Annotated in this window: 17 protein-coding genes and 1 pseudogene; 8 read left to right on the plus strand and 10 right to left on the minus strand. The window is 45.7% G+C overall.

All coding sequences use genetic code 11. The features are described from left to right. Positions 1-69: 69 nt before the first annotated feature. Positions 70-2,724, minus strand: coding sequence for a C39 family peptidase (locus QUB26_RS14460; RefSeq protein WP_333239265.1), 2,655 nt, complete (start codon positions 2,722-2,724; stop codon positions 70-72). Between the two features lie 681 nt (positions 2,725-3,405). Beyond that, positions 3,406-3,846, minus strand: a complete 441-nt coding sequence (locus QUB26_RS14465; RefSeq protein ID WP_172192900.1) for a peroxiredoxin — start codon at positions 3,844-3,846, stop codon at positions 3,406-3,408. A gap of 228 nt (positions 3,847-4,074) precedes the next feature. On the opposite strand from QUB26_RS14465, the gene QUB26_RS14470 reads away from it, so the two are divergent. Beyond that, complete coding sequence (locus QUB26_RS14470; RefSeq protein WP_333239267.1) at positions 4,075-4,341, plus strand: hypothetical protein; 267 nt, start codon at positions 4,075-4,077, stop codon at positions 4,339-4,341. Between the two features lie 141 nt (positions 4,342-4,482). On the opposite strand, the gene QUB26_RS14475 is transcribed toward QUB26_RS14470, so the two are convergent. Then, the gene (locus QUB26_RS14475; protein WP_333318557.1) at positions 4,483-7,218 is read right to left on the minus strand and encodes a DNA methyltransferase; all 2,736 of its coding nucleotides are present in this window, start codon (positions 7,216-7,218) and stop codon (positions 4,483-4,485) included. 92 nt (positions 7,219-7,310) lie between these two features. Between QUB26_RS14475 and QUB26_RS14480 the strand changes: the two genes are divergently transcribed. Continuing rightward, positions 7,311-7,721 carry an Npun_F0494 family protein gene (locus tag QUB26_RS14480; protein WP_333232592.1) on the plus strand — a complete coding sequence of 137 codons (411 nt, stop codon included), beginning with the start codon at positions 7,311-7,313 and terminating at the stop codon, positions 7,719-7,721. Here QUB26_RS14480 and QUB26_RS14485 read toward each other — a convergent pair. Continuing rightward, positions 7,718-7,852, minus strand: a complete 135-nt coding sequence (locus QUB26_RS14485; protein WP_333239271.1) for a hypothetical protein — start codon at positions 7,850-7,852, stop codon at positions 7,718-7,720. The two genes, QUB26_RS14480 and QUB26_RS14485, sit on opposite strands and share 4 nt — an antisense overlap. Before the next feature lie 310 nt (positions 7,853-8,162). Between QUB26_RS14485 and QUB26_RS14490 the strand changes: the two genes are divergently transcribed. After that, a complete protein-coding gene (locus QUB26_RS14490; protein ID WP_333239273.1) occupies positions 8,163-8,726 on the plus strand; it encodes a Uma2 family endonuclease in 564 nt (187 codons plus the stop codon). A gap of 341 nt (positions 8,727-9,067) precedes the next feature. Further along, positions 9,068-12,658: an isoleucine--tRNA ligase gene (gene ileS / locus QUB26_RS14495; protein ID WP_333239275.1), complete on the plus strand. Its 3,591-nt coding sequence runs from the start codon at positions 9,068-9,070 to the stop codon at positions 12,656-12,658. Between the two features lie 64 nt (positions 12,659-12,722). Here the strand turns inward: ileS and QUB26_RS14500 are convergent, their stop codons facing one another. From QUB26_RS14500 to QUB26_RS14520, 5 genes are all read right to left on the minus strand, one after another. Then, a complete protein-coding gene (locus tag QUB26_RS14500; RefSeq protein ID WP_333318559.1) occupies positions 12,723-13,991 on the minus strand; it encodes a transposase in 1,269 nt (422 codons plus the stop codon). 311 nt (positions 13,992-14,302) lie between these two features. Continuing rightward, entirely contained in the window at positions 14,303-14,596 is a 294-nt protein-coding gene (locus QUB26_RS14505) for a hypothetical protein (RefSeq protein ID WP_333318561.1), read from the minus strand. Between the two features lie 18 nt (positions 14,597-14,614). Further along, a complete protein-coding gene (locus tag QUB26_RS14510) occupies positions 14,615-14,950 on the minus strand; it encodes a XisI protein (protein WP_333239281.1) in 336 nt (111 codons plus the stop codon). Then, a complete protein-coding gene (locus tag QUB26_RS14515; protein WP_333201260.1) occupies positions 14,938-15,354 on the minus strand; it encodes a XisH family protein in 417 nt (138 codons plus the stop codon). The genes QUB26_RS14510 and QUB26_RS14515 overlap by 13 nt, the downstream gene beginning before the upstream one ends. Positions 15,355-15,421: 67 nt before the next feature. Continuing rightward, positions 15,422-15,934: a dihydrofolate reductase family protein gene (locus QUB26_RS14520; protein WP_333318563.1), complete on the minus strand. Its 513-nt coding sequence runs from the start codon at positions 15,932-15,934 to the stop codon at positions 15,422-15,424. Positions 15,935-16,631: 697 nt separating this feature from the next. On the opposite strand from QUB26_RS14520, the gene QUB26_RS14525 reads away from it, so the two are divergent. After that, positions 16,632-16,970 carry an XDD3 family exosortase-dependent surface protein gene (locus QUB26_RS14525; RefSeq protein ID WP_333318565.1) on the plus strand — a complete coding sequence of 113 codons (339 nt, stop codon included), beginning with the start codon at positions 16,632-16,634 and terminating at the stop codon, positions 16,968-16,970. A gap of 625 nt (positions 16,971-17,595) precedes the next feature. On the opposite strand, the gene QUB26_RS14530 is transcribed toward QUB26_RS14525, so the two are convergent. Then, positions 17,596-17,811 (minus strand): hypothetical protein, encoded by a 216-nt coding sequence (locus QUB26_RS14530; protein WP_333056184.1) that lies wholly within the window; start codon positions 17,809-17,811, stop codon positions 17,596-17,598. A gap of 611 nt (positions 17,812-18,422) precedes the next feature. Here QUB26_RS14530 and QUB26_RS14535 point away from each other — a divergent pair. The 3 genes and pseudogenes from QUB26_RS14535 to QUB26_RS14545 form a co-directional block, all read left to right on the plus strand. Further along, positions 18,423-19,961 (plus strand): annotated as a pseudogene (locus QUB26_RS14535) (ferredoxin--nitrite reductase); the annotation flags it as partial. 18 nt (positions 19,962-19,979) lie between these two features. Next, on the plus strand, positions 19,980-20,306 hold the full coding sequence (locus QUB26_RS14540; RefSeq protein ID WP_333239323.1) for a 2Fe-2S iron-sulfur cluster-binding protein: 327 nt from the start codon (positions 19,980-19,982) through the stop codon (positions 20,304-20,306). Positions 20,307-20,398: 92 nt separating this feature from the next. Further along, positions 20,399-21,721, plus strand: coding sequence for a CmpA/NrtA family ABC transporter substrate-binding protein (locus QUB26_RS14545; RefSeq protein ID WP_333056183.1), 1,323 nt, complete (start codon positions 20,399-20,401; stop codon positions 21,719-21,721). Positions 21,722-21,826: the final 105 nt, after the last annotated feature.

Consider the following 21,826-nt stretch of genomic DNA (forward strand, 5'->3'; position numbering starts at 1 on the left):
TACGAATAGCTGTTATGCACACCTTACGAATAGCCGCAGTGCCTCACAATTTGCTAACAGTAGAGTAAATTATGGATAGATAAAATGTGCCCAAACATTCCCATCTGGCCCAGCAACTTGATTGACATAACTGTAGGGATACATCAACTTTCTCCCCTCAGTATCGCTGTAACCAGTGAGTGCATTTCCCCAAGGATCTTGCACGATATAACCTTGAGAATTGTAGCCAATGACAGTAAGAATGTGACCGGCAGCAGTAAAATCTCCTGCTAAAACTACTGGCCGCCGATTTAGCAATTCCGATCGCACCTCGGCCCATTTGCGAGTCGTACTAAAACTCGTCTTAAACCCGTAGGCCTGAATCAGCGCCGAAAGCACGCTGTGATCGGTTTGAGATCCCTGGCCGGCATAGTCGAAACACCACTGCAACAACTCATCCTCCAACTGTCCGCCCCACTCAGAACGAAGACCATAATAATAAAGCACCATGGCGATCGAAGTTACGTTGCAAGTAGACCAGTCAAAACGCGGATTGTCTCGCTGCGAAAAATACGGCACGTTCAATTCCACATTGTTCGGAACCGGATCGAAAATTTTATCTCCCCGCTTGAACTGAACAAAACTAGGAAAAACATAACCTGTATTGCCCAAATTCGGCAGTTCTTCAGTCAGAGAAACTTTCAGGTGAGATCCTTCCGCACCGTAGCTGTTCACGCCGTAAACTCGACCTAAAGGCAGCGTAGTTTTCTCGGTACTGCTCAGGCTAGAAGAATCTACCGGCCGTTTTTTAAAGACAGTTGCTTGCAGGATTGTCATCGTCAAAGCATCCGGGTCAAAGGGAACTTCTTTGCCGTCTTTTTTAATTTTAACGTCCTGCCAATAAATAAATCCGATATTGCCGAAACCGGGAATAGATTGGGCGAGAGTTACTCGGAAATGCCCCAAAATGCAGGCATAACCAGTAATGGCATAGGTGCTGCCTAAAAGTAGGTCAGCAATTTGATCTGCAGGCAGTTTCGATGAATCTTCGGGTTTAGCTTTAATCTGAGTTGTTTGAGTTACCAAAAGTTGAGCGCTGACGTTGCTATTGGGTACGTCAGCCAGGTCAAATCTTAGGATTTGAGTACCTTTTGCCAACTGAACGTCGGGTTCATAAAAATAGCCAAAAGTGCCGATCGGCCAAATTGCTGAATCCAGAACCACCTTGAGATGCCCGTCAATAAATCCGTATTTGCTAACGGCCAACGTCTGGCCTGCTTTGACAACAACTTTTTGCTGATTGTTGAGCCTGGAAGAATCAAGAGGAACTACCTTAAACAAAGTGTCAGAAACTATCTTTAAGGTCAAACCTCGTCCGACAGTTAGCGGATCGGAAGTTACGGCAATGTAAATTATTTGGCTGCCAGTAACGTTGCCTTTGCTGTCAGTTGCCCGCAACCTGAGCCACCGAGCTCCAGCTACGCTAAATCCTTTAGACAAATTAACTTGCCAAGTGCTAGTCTCTTGGTTTAGAGTGACGGTTAGGGGAAATTTATCCTCAGCTATCACGTCAATTTTTGCTGCTTGTTGCCGGTCAAAAGTACCCCGAAGGACGATCGGCTGATTTACTAAAACTTCTGACGGCCCTTGATAAGTTAAATTCACAGCGGGATTAAAAGATTTGCCACCGCGGCTGAATTGCACAAAATCGGGATAAATGAAACCTGTATTGCCAAATTGTGGCAAATTCTCGGTCAGCGAGACTTTAATGTGGCTTTGTTCGATCAAGAATCCGGCAATTCCGTAAATCATTCCCGCCGGCAAGGTGATTTTTTCTTCGGGTGGCAGGCTAGCCGCATTTACCGGGCGCTTTTTAAACACAGTTGTTTTGATGATTGTCATCGTAACTGCATTTCTATCATACTCAATTCCCCTCCCGTCTCGCAAAATTTGGACGTGCAGCCAGTACAGAAATCCCGAAGTTCCTAAGTTAGGAACTGCCCGAGCAAAAGCGACTCTGAAATGGTTTTCCACGCAAGCGTAGCCGAGAAGATTGAAAGTTTCTCCTGGGTTAAATAGTAATTTCTGAGTTGGGCCTAAAGTTCCAGAATCTGCGGGGGTGAACTTTAACCAGGTCTTTTTGATCACCCACAGTAACTGCATTCCAGGAGGCGGGGTCGGCAACTCGGCGCGATCGAATATGAGAATTTTTGCGCCTTTGGTTATGAGTACGTGTTTTTCGTAGAAAAAGCCGGTTTTTCCCACCGGATAAATTGGATTATTTAGTTGAACATTCAGATGTCCGTCTTCTAACTCGTAGTCGCTAACTGGATAAATTTTCCCTGCTGGTATGTCCGCTTTTTGCAGCTCGTTGAGATTGCTGGCGGGCAGTGTTCCGGCTTTGAATTTGGTATCTGTGAGAGTAATTAACGTGAAAATTTGAGCGGGTGCCCCAGAAGCAGGATTAACTTTGATGTTAATTGTTTGTTGGCCGATAACTTTGCCAGTCTTATCAGTTGCCCTCACCTGCACTGTGCGAGTTCCTGCGCTATCGAATCCTTTTTCTAAACTGATGTTCCAAATGCCTCTAGAGAGATTTATTCCGACATTCAGGGCATTTGAGCCTTCTAATGCTGAAATCGCTGCCACTAGATTTTTGTCAAAAGTGCCAACTAAGACAGTGGGTCTATTGACCTCAATTTCTCGCGGGCCTAAGTAACTCAAAATAATGTTGTTGGTTGTCATTATATATCCCTCTACCTACTTAGTTATTCAGCTAAAGCAAGGATAACTTCTGATTTTATCAAACACAATGACCCGAACCAGGAAAAAATCGCCCTTAGATTCAGCCTACGGGCGGTTAATGCCTTTTCCAGCATAAGTTTTTAATTATTGGCGGGAGTTGCGCCACAAATCTCACTTTAGACGTACAATAAGCACCTTAACCGAATATATGCCTGGTTGAGCGGATTTGTGGTGGAAGTTTTGAGGGAAGGAATTTAGTTCGAGTAGGTTGTTTCCCCCTGTACCCTTGACCCCTCACTGGCTGAGTCAATCGATTGCGCGATTTTAGATTTTAGATTTTAGATTTTAGATTTTAGAATTGAAGGATTGACCCGACGGATGAATGCGGAGGCTTGTATCCTGGATGCTTGATTGTCAGGACTTAGGATCGCGAATTAAATAACTTACAATTTTAATTGTTATTGTGGGATGGGCGGGACGCCCATCCTTTTTGGACGGGCGGGACGCCCATCCCACTTTCAAGAGTGGAAGTTATTTAATTCTCATTCCTTACTAAAAAAACCCGGTTCCTAGGAGAATATTGCTTATAGCAACGAGGCATCTAGGAAGAAACCGGGTTTTTAGCCGTTTGGTGCGTGCAGGAGTGTTAGTGCGATCGACTAAATTTCGACTAAACTTCGACTAAACTATGGTGACGAGAATATCTTGAGCGTGAGTGTCAACTTTCATGGTTTCCCCTTCATAAACCTGAATGATTTTGCCGGTACCGTCGATGACAAAAGTAACGCGCTTGGCATAATCGCCTTTCTCGACATCGTAAGCTTTGGTAATCGTGCCATCAACATCTGCTAATAGCTGGAAAGGTAAACCGTATTTTTCTGTGAACTTTTGGTGCGATTCCTCGTTGTCGCGGCTGACACCGAGAACTACTATATCTTTGCCCTTGTATTCTTCATGGGCTGCTTTGAAGCTTTGGGCTTGTCTGGTGCAGCCGGGGGTGTCATCTTTGGGGTAGAAATACAAGATTACGGTTTTACCTGCGAATTGGGAGAGGGATACTGTGTTGCCGTTGGTGTCTTTGGCGGTAAATTGAGGGGCGGCGCACCCAACTGGTAATGTCATAGTTTTGTTTCCCTTGCGATTTACCAACCTATTTTAGTTGATTTTGTGCTGCTACCGTCAATGTTTTGAATGCGAGGTTCGGGATTGAGTTCATCCCAAGGAAAATTTGCGCTTGGAAATAGTTCGATTGGGCGATTTTCTGCGTTGACTTGCGGGCGATCGCGTGTTAGATTATCGGCGTGCTCTCCTGATTTTCCTACTCAATAAAAATTAATTTTCCTGTAAAATATGATTGATTTCTATACTGTGATTCTCCGAACAAGTGCTGATTATTGGGTTTCTTTGTGTTTAGAAAATGGATTGGTGGGACAAGGCAATACTCCAGAACAATCTATTGATAAACTCAAACAAGCTATTGAGTCATTTTCCGAAGTCTATGAATCCAAGTCTGATGTTTATCTCAGCCCTCTTTCTATTAATGAGTTACACGAATTTCTGACTTTAGAAGATGCGGAAGCTTCAGATACTTATGAATTCAGGAAAGTTTATGCCTAAAATAATTAGACTTACAGGACTTACGCAGGGGCCAGAAACCGGGTTTTTTTTACGAAAATACTGAATTACAACCCGCAGATTTGGTAAAAAACCCGGTTTCTTTGGTAGAAGTGCGTCCAGGACTGGATTTAACTAGCATTTTTATACAACAGGCCGCGAACAGGGAGCGACAACAGGTAATCCCTCAGTTTCTCGCTGTGCAACTTCAAAGTTTAATTCTAATAGAAACTTTAAGGGGTCTTGGTTGGGTTTGATATCGTAGGCTTTGCAAACGAGTTGGTCTAATTGGGCGTGGAGTTTGGCGAGTTGGCTGGCAGCTTCATTAAAAAACTCGTTGTATAATTGGGTAATACCACACTGTTTGCGCTCCATATACTCTGTACGATAGTCATGGAGAACCTGCATGGCTGCTCGAATTTCAGTTTTGGTTTTTTCTGGGCAATTTTGGGGAAAGGGAAATGTTTCAAAACAGGTGTTGTGAGTGTAACGTGTATCGGCTTTAAGGGTTGAGCTTTGTGCTTTTACCCACTGACGATGCAGATTTGAAGTTAGGATGCCAAGAACATAGAAGTCATCTGAAGCCACAGGATGACAACTATTTCCATGCAAGTAATTACAATCAGAAATTAAAAATATCGACCACTTTGAAGTTTCTGGGACGGCGAAACAAAAGGGTAAAGTTGCTAGAGCTTTTCGCATTGCTTCATTCGTGCGCTTGAATCGCCACCATTTTTCCCGCATGACGGCTTCTCGATTAGATTCTCGTTGAGGCTTGACGTACTTTTTAACATGATCGAACGGTAGCTGGTAATCACTAACCTCTTCTAAACTGCGATTGTCAAAATCAATAATCCAACGCTCTGGCTTTCCCTGGGGGTTCTGTGCCAGATTCGCACCCGTTGAAAAGAGCTTGAGAATATCTTGATTTTTAGGATCGGCTTTAATCCATTGCTTTACCTCTCTTTCAGTTACAATAAAACCCTTATCATTAGGTTGCACTCCTACGAAACATTGATTTAAGTTGGCTTTAATCTTTACAGCTTGAGAAGCATCGACTTCTGCCTTGAGAGAAGAATTGATATGAGAAACAACTTTATAATCAATACGGCAGGTTAATTCTTTACTCTCAGAAGTTTTGAGCCAATTGACAATACTAATGTGTACTTTCGCTTCACCAGACCAAGGCTGAGTAGAAATTGCATCATAAATACAACCACCATTTTGAATGATGTAGTCTAAAGTAGCTTGACGAGTTTGACCTTGAGAGATGGTGTTTGTTGCGACTAAGCCAGCCCGGAAATCTTCCCTTAAGTGATTATGAGCAAGGCGAAACCAGTAGGAACAAAAATCTACTTTACCTTTTACATCAGGAAATTTGGCAAAAATACGATCGACATAATCATCACTAAGGGTTAGTCGCAGACGATTACCACCCAAAAAGGGAGGATTGCCAATAATTACATTAACTTGTTCCCACTCGCAAAACAGAGCATCATCACAGCGGATATTGCGATCGAGATTATCGAGCGGCAATGCTTGCTCTAGTTCCAATGCCAGGTTCAACTGTACCGTATTGAGCAACTGGTTTTCTTCATCTAAGGCTAACTTTTTGGCAAGCATCAGCGTCACTTTTGCCAATTCCACGGCAAAGGGTTTGATGTCAATGCCGTAAAACTGGCTTGTCTTCACCAGCGACATCGTACCTATCGCATTAGCAGCACGAGAGAAATTTTCATGAATTTTAGTTAGCAATTGTGCCTCTAGTCGCTTCATTTCCCGATAAGCAACATAGAGAAAATTACCGCTGCCGCAAGCGGGATCGAGAACTTTGAAATCAAGTAATTCTTGCCGCAGTGCCAACAAATCTTTCAGCGTCTTCGCAGCTTCAATCCGTTCTCGCCACGGGCGGATAATCGTAGGCAAAACCACTTTTTGAATATCTGCCTCGCTGGTATAATGAGCACCCAAGGCATGACGTTCCTCTTTGCCCATACTGGACTCAAACAACGCGCCAAAAATCGCAGGTTCTACCTTTGACCACCGTTCCTTTGCTGCCTCCAATAGCAGATCGATTTCGCTGCGAGTCAGGGCGATGGGTTCAACAACTGAGAAGATACCGCCATTAAAATAGGATACATCCCGATAGCGGCTGTCTTTAGGTGCGGGGCGATCGCTCCCCATTTGCCGAAACAATCCCCCAATCAAATCGTAGGAACTGACTCGATTCATCTGGCAATCACCTAAAAACTCGGTGAATAAACCGCGCGGCAACAAATCGATATCTTCAGCAAACAATGCTACTACACACTGAAGGATAAACCTTTGAGCGGTTTCTACTTTTTCGCCTCGCTCTACTAACCGATTGAAAACTAGAGCAACTTTGTCAGCGGCAGTTCGCGTTACATCAATTTGGTTGTTATTGAATAAAGGCTGGCGATTTTCGGGGAAAAGAAAGTTTAAGGCTGTGAAGCGAGCGGGTATCTCTTCCAGATTTACGCGGTCTACCGGTTCCCGCAGTTGCAAATCGAAGTCATAAATCCAAAATTCATCAAAGTTGCAAAGAACCACATATTTAGGACGCTGCGGCACTAGCTCCAGCCAGTATTCAAAGGCTTGTTGATAGTGTTTTTCCAGTTTTTCGCCCCGTTTTTTCATCTCCAGCAACAACCTGGGTCGCCACAGCAAATCGGCAAATTTCGTAGTTTTGCCTTTCGCCTTTACTCGAAATTCTAGTTCGGCTCCCGCTTCCTTGTAGCCTAGATGACCGAAGGCTTGAAACAGGCGATCGCAGAATACCTGTGCCTCGCCTTTTTCGTCTCCCTTCAAAGTACGAACGTATTCAACAAACCTGTTGATATTATTTAGTGTATCGGTCATAATAAGTGTAAAATTAGGATCGATAGGGTGAATCAGCCCGCTCAGATATCTGTAACAATTAAAAATATAGTACCTGTTCAGAGGTTTTTTGAATGACTTTTATTCCATCTGAAGCATTTAAATCTATTAGTTATCCCGATCGCACTGTCAAAAGAGCCGATCGCGCGGTCCGGTGCAGCCCTTTTCAATTACACTTCTTCCAGACGATCCGCGATAACAGCGTTTTCCTAACTGCGATCGCCTCAAATTCTGGTGTCGAAAGCGGCTACACCCGATCGCCCGTATCCGAACTCGTAGCCGAAAACTCCCTGCTGTGGCTGATCCAAGTCGGTGTACTGCGGCGGGAAGTAGACGGACAAGGGATTACCGACAGTTTTCGCCTCACGCCCCTAGGCCGCCAACTCGTGGAAAAATGGGAACAGGAAGGAGACAAAGTGCCGGATGCTTCATTGTGCGATCGTATGGGAAATGCCGTTAGCCGCGGATTGGGAGTATTTCTTTAAGCGTTTATTGCTTGTCCGACAGTCCGACAGTCCGACAGTCCGACAGTCCGACATTCCGACAGTCCGACAGTCCGACATTCCGACAGTCCAACAGTCCGACAGTCCGACAGGGAATGAATTCCCTGTCTCATAGCGAAAGTCGGTTAAAACCGACTGCAAGTCTAAATTCAATTCGATGTTGAGTTTCGCATAAAAGCGACTGCAAGTCTAAATTCAACTTGATCTTGAGTTTCGCATTTCACGTTAATCAACATCCTCAGTCCTCTTGCAGAGGACTTGCGCTATGAGACAGGGATTTCAATCCCTGTCGGACTCGCCGTCAAACGAGTTAGACCCCTTAAAGCCGTCAAGCGAAGGACGGGGTTTTAGACCCATTTTCTTGATAAATTAAATGCACGATCGCTTAACTAATACAAATTAAACTTAAATCCAATTAAAATAATGGTTCAAACCGCTTCTAAACCTTTGACTCTCGATGAATTTCTCCAACTGTCGGAAACCAAACCCGCCAGCGAATTCATCGATGGTCAGATTATCCAGAAACCTATGCCCCAAGGAAAACACAGCACAATTCAAAGCGATTTGGGTGCTGACATTAACCGGGTACTCAAACCCCAACGCATCGCCCGCGCCTATCCAGAATTGCGCTGTACCTTTGGAGGTCGATCGACAGTACCCGATCTTGCAGTCTTTACCTGGGAACGCATTCCCCGCGACGAAAACGGCGAAGTAGCAAACACTTTCGCCATCGCCCCCGACTGGACAATCGAAATTCTTTCCCCCGACCAAAGTCAAACTAAAGTCGTCCGCAACATTCTCCACAGTCTCGCCCACGGAACCCAGATGGGCTGGCTGATTGACCCGGAAGAAGAACTGGTATTTGTCTATTTTGCCGATCGCACTTTAGCAGTTTTTGAAGAACCGGGCGATCGCATCCCGGTTCCCACCTTTGCCGAATCCTTTAATCTCACTGTCGGCGAAATGTTCAGTTGGCTGACTGAGTAGCGCCACCTCGATTTGTGAAGGATTTTTTAACCGCAGAGGGCGCAGAGGGCGCGGAGGAAGAGAAGAGAGGAAAGGACTTTTTTGTGGGTGGGGGCGGGTTTATTTGACCTGTCTGCAACCTTTATATCTGTTGGTGAACCCGCCCCTACAGGTTTTGGAGCTTTGATCGAATGTGCTGTCGATCGCCTATACTAGAATATCTGGTTGTCACCTCTTCAATGACGAGAGATGACTAAAGTTATCACTATTAACTTACATTATGATTATTTAACCGGACTTGATATCATCTCTCAAATAACCCCTAACTACTAACAACTAACTACATAAAACGTTTCTCAAAAATGGAAGCTAAATCTTACAAAGACACGGTAAACCTGCCCAAAACCAAGTTTGATATGCGCGCCAACGCCGTCAAACGGGAACCAGAATTGCAACAATTTTGGGCGGATCAAGAAATCTACGATCGCCTTTCGGAAAATAACCCAGGCGATTTGTTCATCCTCCACGACGGGCCACCCTACGCCAACGGACAACTCCACATCGGCCACGCCCTCAACAAAATCCTCAAAGACTTTATCAACCGCTACCAAATGTTGCGCGGCAAAAAAGTCCGCTACGTGCCCGGTTGGGATTGTCATGGATTGCCGATCGAACTTAAAGTATTGCAGAACATGAAATCGGACGATCGGCTAAATCTTACGCCGATCGAACTCCGCCGCAAAGCCGCCGCCTTCGCGCAGCAAACAATGGAACAGCAGCGCGAATCCTTCCAGCGCTACGGCGTTTGGGGCGACTGGGAACACCCGTATTTAACTCTGAAGCCCGAATACGAAGCGGCTCAAATTGGCGTTTTCGGTCAAATGGTGCTCAAAGGCTACATCTACCGGGGCTTCAAACCGGTTCACTGGAGTCCGAGCTCGAAAACAGCCCTCGCCGAAGCCGAATTGGAATATCCCGAAGGTCACACGTCGCGCAGCATCTACGTCGGCTTCCATGTGAAAAAATTGTCAAAATCGTTGCAATCGAAGGTCAAGCGCTATATGCCGAGCCTCTGGGCGGCGATTTGGACGACTACTCCCTGGACAATTCCGGCAAACTTGGCGATCGCAGTTAATCCCGAATTGACTTATGCGGTGGTGGAACCGCCGGCAAATTCCCACATCGCACAACAATTTATGTTAGTAGCTGTCGATGCGGTCGATCGGCTGTCGGCAACTTTTAACACTGAATTAAAAATACTTGCCACCTTCAAAGGCAAAGAATTAGAAGGTTGCAGCTACAAACACCCGTTGTTCGATCGCGAAAGTCCAATAGTTGCCGGCGGTGACTACATTACCGCTGATTCTGGGACGGGATTAGTGCACACCGCACCGGGGCACGGACAAGAAGACTTTATCGTCGGAAAACGCTGTGGTTTACCTGTTTTAACACCCGTAGATGAGAACGGAAATTTCACCGCAGAAGCCGGACAGTTTGTAGGTTTAAATGTCCTCGGAAACGGCAATGCCGCAGTCATTGATGCCCTTGCTGACGCAAATTGTTTGATTAAAGAGGAAAGTTACGCTCACTCTTATCCTTACGATTGGCGCACGAAAAAGCCGACCATTTTTCGGGCGACGGAACAGTGGTTTGCCTCCGTTGAAGGGTTCCGAGATGAAGCCTTAAAAGCGATCGCCGGTGTGAATTGGATTCCCGCCCAAGGGGAAAATCGGATTACTGCAATGGTGGGCGATCGATCGGATTGGTGTATTTCTCGTCAGCGGACTTGGGGCGTTCCCATTCCCGTATTCTACGACGAAGAAACCAACGAACCGCTGTTAAATGAAGAAACGATCGCCCATGTGCAAGCCCTTTTTGCCGAACGCGGTTCCGATGCTTGGTGGGAATTGTCGATCGATGAATTGCTGCCGGAATCTTACCGCAATAACGGCCGCACTTACCGCAAGGGTACAGACACGATGGATGTGTGGTTTGACTCCGGTTCTTCCTGGGCCGCAGTTGCCAAAGGGCGATCGGAATTAAACTATCCGGCTGATATCTATTTGGAAGGTTCAGACCAACACCGTGGCTGGTTTCAATCCAGCTTACTTACCAGTGTAGCAACTAACGGCATTGCTCCTTACAAAACTGTTTTGACTCACGGTTTTGTGCTCGATGAAAAAGGCCGGAAAATGAGCAAATCTGAAGGCAATGTCGTCGATCCAGCGTCAGTAATTAAGGAATATGGAGCCGATGTTTTGCGGTTGTGGGTGTCTTCGGTAGACTACTCGGCTGATGTGCCTTTGGGCAAAAACATTCTCAAACAGCAGTCGGATGTTTACCGCAAAATCCGCAATACAGCTAAGTTTTTGCTGGGCAATTTGCACGACTTCGATCCGGCAAAAGATGCCGTTGCTTACGAAGAATTGCCGGAACTGGATCGCTATATGCTGCACAGAATGGGCGAAGTTTTTGCGGAAGTTCAAGATGCTTTTGAAAGCTTCCAATTTTCCAGATTCTTCCAAACTGTGCAGAATTTTTGCACGGTGGATTTATCGAATTTTTACTTGGATATTGCCAAAGATAGACTTTACATCAGCGCGACAGATACCCTTCGCCGCCGCAGTTGTCAGACGGTGATTGCAATTGCTGTGGAGAATTTGGCAAGGGCGATCGCACCTGTTTTGTGTCACATGGCTGAGGATATTTGGCAGTACCTTCCCTATCCGACTCCTTACAAGTCCGTGTTTGAAGCAGGCTGGGTGCAAATTGATGCTTCATGGCATAATCCAGAATTGGCTACTCGCTGGCAGTATTTGCGACAAGTGCGGGGCGAAGTTAACAAGGTTTTGGAAAAAGCGAGGATTGAAAAGGCGATCGGTTCTTCTTTGGAAGCTAAGGTTTTATTGTACGTTCCCGATGTTGAGAAAAGAGAGCAATTGCAAGCTTTGAATCCCAGCAGTGAAGAATTGGTGGATTATGTGCGATCGCAAAATTCAGTCATCGAGTTAGCGGCCCAGGAGAAAGCAAAAGCAGCACAAGATCGACAGGAAGAACAAGCGGCAAAAGTTGCCAAAGTCTTGACAGAAAACAAAATTTATGTTGAGCCGAAAACGATCGCACAAAAGAGCGATCGACCTTCTCAGATAGTAGAGTATTCTGTCCCTGAACTGTCGGCTTCAGATTCTGGGCAAATCTTAGATCAAGCCGCCGAGTTTGTGGCTAATTTGCCTGAATACGCAGGCAACTTTTTTACAGAATACCAACAAGCGCTGGTAACACTTGGACTCTTAGCTTCTGTGTTGATAACGGGCCGAGTAACGCTGGCGATTTTGGATACGATGAATCAGATTCCGCTTTTGGGAGGCTTCTTTGAAGTCATCGGCATCTTATTTACAATCTGGTTTGCTTTCCGTCACTTGCTGTTTGCCGCCAACCGTCAAGAAATTGCACAACAAATTGATTTCCTGACAGCAGATGTGGTGGGCCGGAGTACGGCGCTTGTACTTGCAGAAACACAGGCGATCGTCCTGGCACCGGCATTAGATACAGCGCTTGTGCTTGTAGAAACAGGGGCGATCGCACAAACAGCCCCAGCCGAAAAAGTGTTTGTAGAAACACCCCAAATCCCGGAAGCAGAATTAGTTGCGATCGAACCCAAACCAGAAATTCCTGCTGAAATAGCTGCAGGGCACCATTCTACAATGACCGGCAAGGGTGTAGATGAATTGCGCTATTTGTTCATTACTTCGGAAGTGGAACTGGTAGAATCGAATGCAGCCATCCAGGAATTGCCGTACAGTTATCAGTCTCCAGAGTTGGCGATTGGTGTAGTCAAAGCAGACGGCCAAAAGTGCGATCGTTGCTGGAACTACTCTACTCACGTCGGAGAGTCGATCGAACATCCGCTAATTTGCGAACGTTGCGTTTCAGCAGTAGACGGCAAATTCTAACCGTATGATGTACACCGCACACCGCTGTAACTGTCATTGCGAGCTATAGCTGGTAAAAGTATAGTCATTTATAGGCATGGGAGGCTTCAAGTCCCTCCCCCTTCACTTTTACTTTCAGCGGATCGACCCGCCTCGGCTGAACTACGCAGCTCCCTATCCCATTGCTAAACGCATTTGGGATTGCTTTTCTGAGAATGTTATACGCTGCATTCACGTCAGAATTGATTAACTGACCCGTCGATGTTTTGTACAAACCTCGCTTGATCCGTTTACCCGTGAACACAGGCTCTTTTTCGGTTTTTCCATAAACAGGAATTGGATCTAAACCTAAAAAACTGGATCGGGATGTGTAGGATTCTTCCTGCACAATTACTGTGATTCCCGCCAACCGAGCTTTGTACTCCAACATTTCAATTAATCGAGAGTGAGGAATACTGACAAAATTTTGGTTGGTTTGTTTACCTAGATTGATATCGGTTTTCCACTGTGCATTTTTGCCGATTACCAGCGTTCCAATTTGGTTCACTACCAAATGGTCAACCATCACACGACTAGCATGATGCAAGTAATTATCAACTTTCTGATTACGACAGCGAGTTAATCGCTGAATCCTGGGTGAGGTTTGACGATTCCCTTTTAACTGGGATTGTAATCGGGATTTGCGTTTGTTGTAGAACTGGTTAATCGATTTTAATGGTCGCCCGTTAATCAACAAAGGGATAAATCCCGGTTGATTTGAAGTTAACGCCACTAAATTATCCAGTCCCAAATCAATACTAGCTACAGAGTTGGCATTGCCAAGGGTGGACTCCGCTTCATCATAAATCACCTCAATTACATAGGAATCACATTTCGGAACCAGTCTAACTTGACAAATCTGGTTGGGATTGAGTTGGGTTTTAATTGAAAGTTCAGTGCCGGAAAGTTTAATGATTCCTTTCTTCAACTGTTTGCTGCTAATTGCTTGAATCGTGTAGACGAGAAGGTTTCGCCCTTTAGTCTTATCTTTGTACTTTGGCAATTTTGGGCTACCCGTGAATCTTGAAGAGTCAGCTTTGTAAGCTTTAACGGCTTCAAAAAACGATTTCCAATTCTTGTCTAGCACCATCAAGATTTGCTGACTTACTTTAGCAGGCAAAGCCTTATATGCTTCATGAGACTTCATCAATCGGTTCATTTCGTTATAACTGACATAACCCCATCCATAAATAAAGCTCTGACGAATGACGTAATTGGCGGCATTGTAGAGGTTTTTGGACTTGAAAGCTAGTTCGTCTATTTGGGCGAAACGGTGTGACGTTGATTTAATGATGTGCCTCTGTGTTAGTTGCATTTGATACTTGCGTTTTTTGGGCTATGCGTATTCCTTGTTCAACACTCACAAAAATAGAATACCATTATTGTTTATAATTGCTTATAAACTCAATGAAGTTTTACAATACGCGAAGCAATCGCAGACTCCGTGATTGCTTCACTATCTACTCGTTACCAGGCTCCTGCCTGGTAACGCAGATCCGGAGGCTCTGCCTCCATCTTCCCAGCCGAGGCAGAGCCTCGCTTATATGGGTTCCAAGGCAGAGCCTTGGAACCAGTTAAATCAATCAAACAATGAGTGGGATGGGCTTCTAGCCCGTCACAAATATGCTATTTCTTAAAAAAACTGCAGACGATTTCACCAGGGTTGTTTTGTCCAAACGCCAAAACAGTTCCATCTTTCTTAACTGTAGTGCGATCGCGGCAATTGTAGACTTCCAGAGGCTGTTTCACTCCATCAACACTCAGAATTACCCTGTATTCCCAATAATTTTTTGCACTGCGTTTGATATCGACAATGCAAATCTCGCTTCCTCGATAATTGCGGCAAACAGAGGCGTCAGCAGGAAGGGCGGCCCCGAAAAAAGATATTAATAACAAAAAGTAGCAAACACATTTCATCATCTGCGATCGCCTTTTCCTTTACGCTACTCCGAGCCCAGTATGCGGACGCTTGTAAGGCGGATGCAACCCCAACACAATATCATCCTCAGACACTCCCATCTCGACAAATTCCCGTGCAATATCCACTTCTGTCATATTGCGCTGAATCCAAATTTTGCTATCCTTAATATCCAAATGAATGAAACAGTTGTATATCCGCTTTAGTCCTTCCCAGCCAACATCTAGTAACTGATAGTGGTCATGTTCCCAATCAAAAACAAGCTGGCATTCAACGTCTGGATTAGGCTTTTCTAGCGTTGCTTGTTGAGTTAGCAATTTTCGGATACACTGGCGGTAATGCTCTACTCTTTCCATTCCACAATTACCTCCTTTTGCGGATCGTAAACGACGAGTTTAAGTTGATACACATTGACCGCTTCTTGTATAAATGGCTCTTGAAAAAACGAGTCAAAAGTATCAAATGGTACTGCTAGATACAGAGTTCTGTCCGGTTCTTTGATTTGTAAGGCAAGCCGATAATTCAAAAATTGACCCAAGGCGAGATGAAAGTCAGTAATTGCAGAGTTGTTGAGAAAGCTTTTAATTTCAACAGCAATTTTTTGCCCTAATTTTTCCGCCGCCAAAATCTTCTCTGCGGCTAAATCAATCTCAAACTTAACACCCTGAATTTTGACGATCAGCGGATCTGCGGTGATTTCCCACTCCTCCTTCTGAAGCGCTTTTTTTACAGCATCGTGAAATAAATCTCTAGCAGCCATTTCTCCCTCATACAGCTTCTATATCTATCTTATAGCAGCCAAAGCCCACAAACTGCTGCGATCGCCCTCAAGTCGCGACATCGTAAGATAGCTGAACCATACCAGAACTGTATGTCTGACATCCAGTTAACTGCAAAGATGTAGTGTTTATGGGATTAACAAATAAAGGGATTCCCTCGCCCAAAATAATCGGGTGCACCGACAGAATCACTTCGTCAACAAAATTTTGATTCAGGAAATCGCGAATCAGCAGAGAACCTCCCACCAACCAAATATTTTTGCCCTCCAGCAAGCGCAAGTCATTGACAAAACTCTCTAAATCTGTTAGCACTTCCACATCCGAAGTAGCTTGAAAATCTAGATTTTTTGTAAAAACATAACTTTTTTTTTCCTGGTACGGATACTCGCCAAAAGTTAGAACTTGTTCGTAAGTTTTCCGACCCATGAGAACCGTATCGATGCTATCTAAGAATTTACTATAACCGTAATTTTGGTCTGTAAACAGCCAGTCAATATCGCCGTTCGATCGGGCGATATAACCGTCCAGACTAGATGCAATGAATAGTACAATTTTACGCATGGCAACACCTAGGTTTTGGGAATGATTGGGGTGATCGTCGCCCCAACTTGAATTTTAAATGATTCAGTGTCCTGACGGTAGCTTGAGTTCGATACCCACTTGGTCTCTCGGTAGTCTTGATTTTATTGTGACAGGATTTTTCACTGGGTGGGGATTAGCCCGCGCGTCACAATCAAAGAAACCGAGTTTTTTGGGGTTTCTACACTGTCATGCGTCTTCTCAACAAAAACCCGGTTTCTGGCCTACGCATCAGGGAGCATCTCAATGAAAGCAGCCACGCTAAAAATTGGAGTTTTGAGGCCCTCTTGCTGGGGAGCATCTCAATGAAAGCAGCCACGCTAGAAATTGGAGTTTTGAGGCAGGAGGGAAGAGGGAAGAGGAAGAAGGAAGGAGCCAGAAGAAGTGTTTTTACAAATATGAGATGCTCCCAGTACACACAATCCTGTAGTAAGCATCGGTGCGTCGCCACCCGTCAATCTGCAAGTTCTATTTAAAAGGTTGCAGATCCGCACCCTACATATTAAAATCACACAATATAAATATAGCGGCTACTGTACTTCATCAACCACCGAATCTGCTGTATGATTTACTAAAAATTAAAAACAGTCGAGCGAGCAGACTTGACAATTTAACAATGATTCCCAGGGAGGGTTTTATGAAATCCATGGCTAAAAACAGCCTCCACTAGACTTACTCAGTGGCTAGTTTCTGTCTCCTTTTCGCAATACAGCAACAAAAAGCTACAGCAGCAACGCTATCTAACGGCTGGAATTACGCGATCGATTCCTGGAACGACGGCGTGACAGGGGCTCAAATCGGCGGCGGGGAATTTGAATTTTACGGCATCGCCATCAAAGAAACATCAGATACAGCTTTCATCGCCATCAATTCTAATCTAAGTTTAGCCGGATATGCCGACTCACTAGCTCAAAGAGGCAACATCAACTACGGCGATTTATTCTTCAATTTTTCCGGTCAAAATTTCAATACAGCTAACGCAAACGGCAGCTTGTTTGGTAAGCTGTTGTGCATTTAAATTGTATGTTGAGGGCGGGCTATAGCCATCCTAAATCATTTGTGAATTTCTTACTCCCTCCCCTTGGGTTCGGGGAGGGCTGGGGTGGGGTAAAAAATTTATGACTCCTGCAAGGATTGCTATATGGGGCGTGATTTTGTAGATGCCGAGACCGGATTCTATTAATAATTCGATTGTTTGATTAATAATTTTCATAAATTGTCTTTCATCGCCAGCCCTGTTCAATATACCTCTCCAATAATTATTGTGGAACAGGCATCCTGCCTGTTCAAGACAGGCTTTGCTGGAGATGTCTAATAATTATAATTACCTTGGTTGGGATGACTTCATTCCTCAAACTCTTCAAATGCCGATCGCGCACAGCAATTTTACCATCAGCGTTCAATCTAAAAGCCTCTTCATTGAGCGTCAAAACTGTAAATCACGACTTTTTCTGTAAGTGCCGCCCAAAGCTAGAATTGGATAGTCAAAAAAAATCATACGGCAAGAACGATCGCACGTTTTTAGAACACCCAATCAACTTCCGGCCCTACATCCGCTGCAGGCATCGTGGGTTCCTTCTAACTCTGCCGGTGGTTTCTGTACTCTTAGGCGCTGCATGAATCAATCAAATTTTTAAATCCTGTTAATATATCGCCGACAGTTCGTTGACTATCTTGACTCTTCCCTTGATCACAGAACGCAGCAGGCGGTTGATCGAATGTCTGTATTCATCGTCGAGAGAGTCGTCCAAAACAGCGGCCATCAAGCCGTAGCGATCGGCTAAAGTCAAACAACCCGTCTCCGTAACAGAGGCAAGCATTTCGGAAATAGCGCCGGGGATAAGTTGAACTAAAAGCATGAGACGTTCCTTAAATTCGATGCTTATATCATCTCTCGTTCTGGGAAAATTAATAGTGACGCTGGCATAGCACACAATGTGATGTTTTGAGGCAAACTGTGTGACAGCGACCGCTCTAATCTTGTGACGATCTCGTTTTAAGTCTGCGATCGCAATCACAAAATTAATTTTAGATATTCCAATTTCCCCCTTTCCCTCCTAAATCTAAAGATTTAGAGAGATTTTTCGGTTTTGGGGGTCTCTTTACCCATTTCCCATGTATAAAACGCATCGGCATTATGCGAAATATTCATAAAACTCAATATTTTGTAAAAATAGATACGAATATTTACAATCGGGGGCTTTACATTAGCTCATAACAAAGGTGCATCGAAACAGAGCGATCGACCGAATCATCGGTAGCAACTATAACCATAAATAGTTTGGCGACGTTCGAGCTAGCACCCAGTCAAGCTCAAGTTTACAGAAGACCAACCATGCTTAAAAGAAATTCCATCTAGTAACTAAATATACAGTTTTAAATCCATACAGTCACTAAGGTTAGCAGGAAACACACACTTTATGCTCCAAGTCAATACCTCCCCACACAAGCCAGCAGCGAGGGTAAACCGATGACCCAAACAGTAGAACCCAAAGCCCAAGCGAGCCTGAACAAGTTTGAAAAACTCAAAGCCGAAAAAGATGGCTTAGCATTAAAAGGCGAACTCGACCACTTCGCCGCAATCGGCTGGGAAGCAATGGACGAAATCGATCGCGAGCACCGCCTCAAATGGCTCGGCATCTTCTTTCGGCCAGTAACCCCCGGCAAATTCATGATGCGGCTGCGCTTGCCCAACGGCATCATTACTAGCAATCAAACCAGAACGCTAGCAGAAATCGTCCAACGCTACGGCGACGACGGCAGCGCCGACATCACCACCAGACAAAACCTGCAATTGCGCGGAATTCGCATCGAAGACGTACCCGACATCTTCCGCCGCCTCAAAGAAGCGGGCATGACCAGCATCCAGTCTGGCATGGACAACGTGCGTAACATCACGGGTTCCCCAGTCGCGGGGCTGGACGCCGACGAACTGATAGATACGCGGGAACTGGCGAACCAAGTCCAAGACATGATTACGAACAACGGCGAAGGCAACCCCGCGTTTTCAAATTTGCCGAGAAAGTTTAATATTGCGATCGCAGGCTGCCGCGACAACTCAGTCCACGCAGAAATCAACGACATCGCCTTCGTACCCGCTTACAAAGACGGCAACATCGGCTTTAACGTATTAGTCGGCGGTTTCTTCTCCGCCAAACGCTGCGACGCTGCAATTCCTCTCAACGCATGGGCAAGTCCCAGCGACGTTGTAGATTTGTGCAAAGCAATTTTAACTGTGTTTCGCGATCAAGGCCCAAGAGCAAACCGCCAAAAATCGCGGCTGATGTGGCTGATTGACGAACTCGGAATCGAAAAATTCCGAGCCGAAGTCGAACAAGAATTAGGGCGCACTTTGCCCGCCGCCGCGCCCAAAGATGAAATCACCTGGGACAAACGCGACCACATCGGCATCTACGCCCAAAAACAATCAGGGCTCAACTATGTAGGGCTGCACGTTCCAGTTGGACGCCTACAGGCATCGGATTTGTTCGATTTGGCCAGAATTGCCGAGGTTTACGGTAGCGGCGAACTCAGGCTCACTGTGGAAGAAAACGTGATTATTCCCAACGTTCCCGACTCGCGGATAGAATCGCTGGTCAAAGAACCGCTGTTGCAGCGTTTTTCCATCGAGCCCGCACCGCTGACACGAGCCTTGGTTTCCTGCACCGGCGCCAAGTTTTGCAACTTCGCCCTCATCGAAACCAAAAGCCGATCCGTGGCAATGATTGAGGAACTCGAAGCCGAACTGTCAGTACCCAAACCGGTCAGAATTCACTGGACGGGTTGCCCCAATTCCTGCGGTCAACCCCAGGTAGCAGACATTGGTTTGATGGGAACAAAAGTTCGCAAGAACGGCAAAACCCTCGAAGGTGTAGACATTTACATGGGAGGCACAGTTGGGAAAGACGCTCATTTGGGTGCTTGCGTCCAAAAAGGCATCCCTTGCGAAGACCTCAAACCGCTGCTGCATCAACTGTTAGTCGAGCAGTTTGGGGCAGTTCCTAAAGAGATTACAGGGGATGTAGCTGTGCTGAACCGGCAACTGCAATTGACGGTTGAAGAGGGCGAAACGGCAGTCCCGGCAGTCAAACCTCAGACATCTACTGTCATTTTCGCTCGATCGGGCAAAGAAGTTGCTTGCAGCGAAGATGAGTACATTCTCGATGTTGCCGAACGGGCCGGGGTCGAACTTGACAGCAATTGCCGGTCAGGAAGCTGTGGCACTTGCAAGCAAAAACTCCTAGAAGGCCAAACAGTCTACGACAGCAAACCAGACGCGGCTGCTGACTTAGAACCAGGGTTCATTTTAACTTGCAGCGCGCGGGCGATCGGCAAAGTGTCGATCGACGCCTAATCTAAATAATGTCAGATGCGATGCGAAGGTCGCGAATCAATCTCACATCTCACATTTCCACCATCTCCAAGTACAACAACAATTCAAGACAAATGAGCAACCTTTCTAGAAGAAAATTCATCATCACCGCTGGAGCAACAGCAGCCGGCACCCTCCTAGCCCACGGTTGCAGTTCCAGTCCCACCACATCTAACGCAACTCCCGGCGGCGCTTCGCCCACCGCCGCCCCAGCAGTCAACATCAATCCCGCCGACGCCCCAGAAGTTACCGCAGCCAAACTCGGATTCATCGCCCTCACCGACGCAGCACCCTTAATCATCGCCCAAGAAAAAGGGTTATTTGCCAAGTACGGCATGAAAGACGTACAAGTTACCAAACAAGCATCTTGGCCAGTTACTCGCGACAACTTAGAACTCGGTTCCGAAAAAGGCGGCATTGACGGGGCCCACATCTTATCCCCCATGCCTTACCAAATGACATTAGGCACTATTACCAAAGGCAATCAGCCAGTGCCGATGTACATTCTCGCCCGGTTAAATACTAACGGTCAGGCAATTTCGCTCAGCAAAAAATACCTAGATTTAAAAGTAGGTACAGACAGCGCACCGCTGAAAGCAGCTTTTGCCAATCAAAACGTTCCTATTGCTATGACGTTTCCCGGCGGCACCCACGATTTGTGGATACGCTACTGGCTAGCAGCAGGCGGTATTAATCCAGATACAGATGTTTCCGTGATTCCCATACCGCCGCCCCAAATGGTAGCGAACATGAAATCTGGCAGCATGGAAGCCTTTTGCGTAGGCGAACCTTGGAATGCTCAGCTAGTTACTCAAAAGGTAGGATACACCGCCTTAATAACTGGAGAAATGTGGAAAGATCATCCTGAAAAAGCTTTAGGTTTAAGAGGAGATTGGGTTGACAAAAATCCCAAAGCTGCAAAAGCACTTACCATGGCCGTACTGGAAGCCCAGCAGTGGTGCGACAAGCCAGAAAATCACGATGAAATGTGCCAAATCATTTCTCAAGATAGGTGGTTAAAAGTGCCAGTAGCAGATATTATCAGTCGCTCTAAGGGCCAAATTGACTACGGTACCGGTCGCGTTGAAGCCGCCAGCCCTGTGGCAATGAAATTTTGGGCAGATAATGCTTCTTATCCCTACAAGAGTCACGATGCTTGGTTCTTAGCTGAAAATATTCGCTGGGGTTATATCCCGGCAACTACCGATATCAAAGCAACGGTTGATAAAGTTAACCGCGAAGATATTTGGAAAGCAGCAGCGACAACACTTGGCGTCCCCGCAGCCCAAATTCCTACTAGCAGTTCTCGCGGTGTAGAAACATTCTTTGACGGCGTGAAGTTTGACGCCGAAAAACCAGAAGAATATCTGAAGAGTTTGGCAATCAAAAAAGCATAATTAGTGCACAGTTGACAGTTGACTGTTCACTTTTGATAGTTGACCGATTTTTTAATTGAGTGGAGTTGGGTTTCCTAACTCAACCCACCCCAGACACGGTGAACA

Source organism: Microcoleus sp. B4-C1 (genome assembly GCF_036705285.1).
Taxonomy (GTDB): Bacteria; Cyanobacteriota; Cyanobacteriia; order Cyanobacteriales; family Microcoleaceae; genus Microcoleus.

Excerpts from the sequence above, each read along its gene's own strand:
- QUB26_RS14475 (WP_333318557.1), bottom strand. The coding sequence starts at position 7,218 with ATGACCGATACACTAAATAATATCAACAGGTTTGTTGAATACGTTCGT.
- QUB26_RS14545 (WP_333056183.1), top strand. The coding sequence starts at position 20,399 with ATGAGCAACCTTTCTAGAAGAAAATTCATCATCACCGCTGGAGCAACA.
- QUB26_RS14490 (WP_333239273.1), top strand. The coding sequence starts at position 8,163 with ATGGTTCAAACCGCTTCTAAACCTTTGACTCTCGATGAATTTCTCCAA.
- QUB26_RS14480 (WP_333232592.1), top strand. The coding sequence starts at position 7,311 with ATGACTTTTATTCCATCTGAAGCATTTAAATCTATTAGTTATCCCGAT.
- QUB26_RS14510 (WP_333239281.1), bottom strand. The coding sequence starts at position 14,950 with ATGGAAAGAGTAGAGCATTACCGCCAGTGTATCCGAAAATTGCTAACT.
- QUB26_RS14470 (WP_333239267.1), top strand. The coding sequence starts at position 4,075 with ATGATTGATTTCTATACTGTGATTCTCCGAACAAGTGCTGATTATTGG.
- QUB26_RS14515 (WP_333201260.1), bottom strand. The coding sequence starts at position 15,354 with ATGGCTGCTAGAGATTTATTTCACGATGCTGTAAAAAAAGCGCTTCAG.
- QUB26_RS14485 (WP_333239271.1), bottom strand. The coding sequence starts at position 7,852 with ATGAGACAGGGAATTCATTCCCTGTCGGACTGTCGGACTGTTGGACTG.
- QUB26_RS14520 (WP_333318563.1), bottom strand. The coding sequence starts at position 15,934 with ATGCGTAAAATTGTACTATTCATTGCATCTAGTCTGGACGGTTATATC.
- QUB26_RS14460 (WP_333239265.1), bottom strand. The coding sequence starts at position 2,724 with ATGACAACCAACAACATTATTTTGAGTTACTTAGGCCCGCGAGAAATT.
- ileS (WP_333239275.1), top strand. The coding sequence starts at position 9,068 with ATGGAAGCTAAATCTTACAAAGACACGGTAAACCTGCCCAAAACCAAG.
- QUB26_RS14530 (WP_333056184.1), bottom strand. The coding sequence starts at position 17,811 with ATGCTTTTAGTTCAACTTATCCCCGGCGCTATTTCCGAAATGCTTGCC.
- QUB26_RS14505 (WP_333318561.1), bottom strand. The coding sequence starts at position 14,596 with ATGATGAAATGTGTTTGCTACTTTTTGTTATTAATATCTTTTTTCGGG.
- QUB26_RS14500 (WP_333318559.1), bottom strand. The coding sequence starts at position 13,991 with ATGCAACTAACACAGAGGCACATCATTAAATCAACGTCACACCGTTTC.
- QUB26_RS14465 (WP_172192900.1), bottom strand. The coding sequence starts at position 3,846 with ATGACATTACCAGTTGGGTGCGCCGCCCCTCAATTTACCGCCAAAGAC.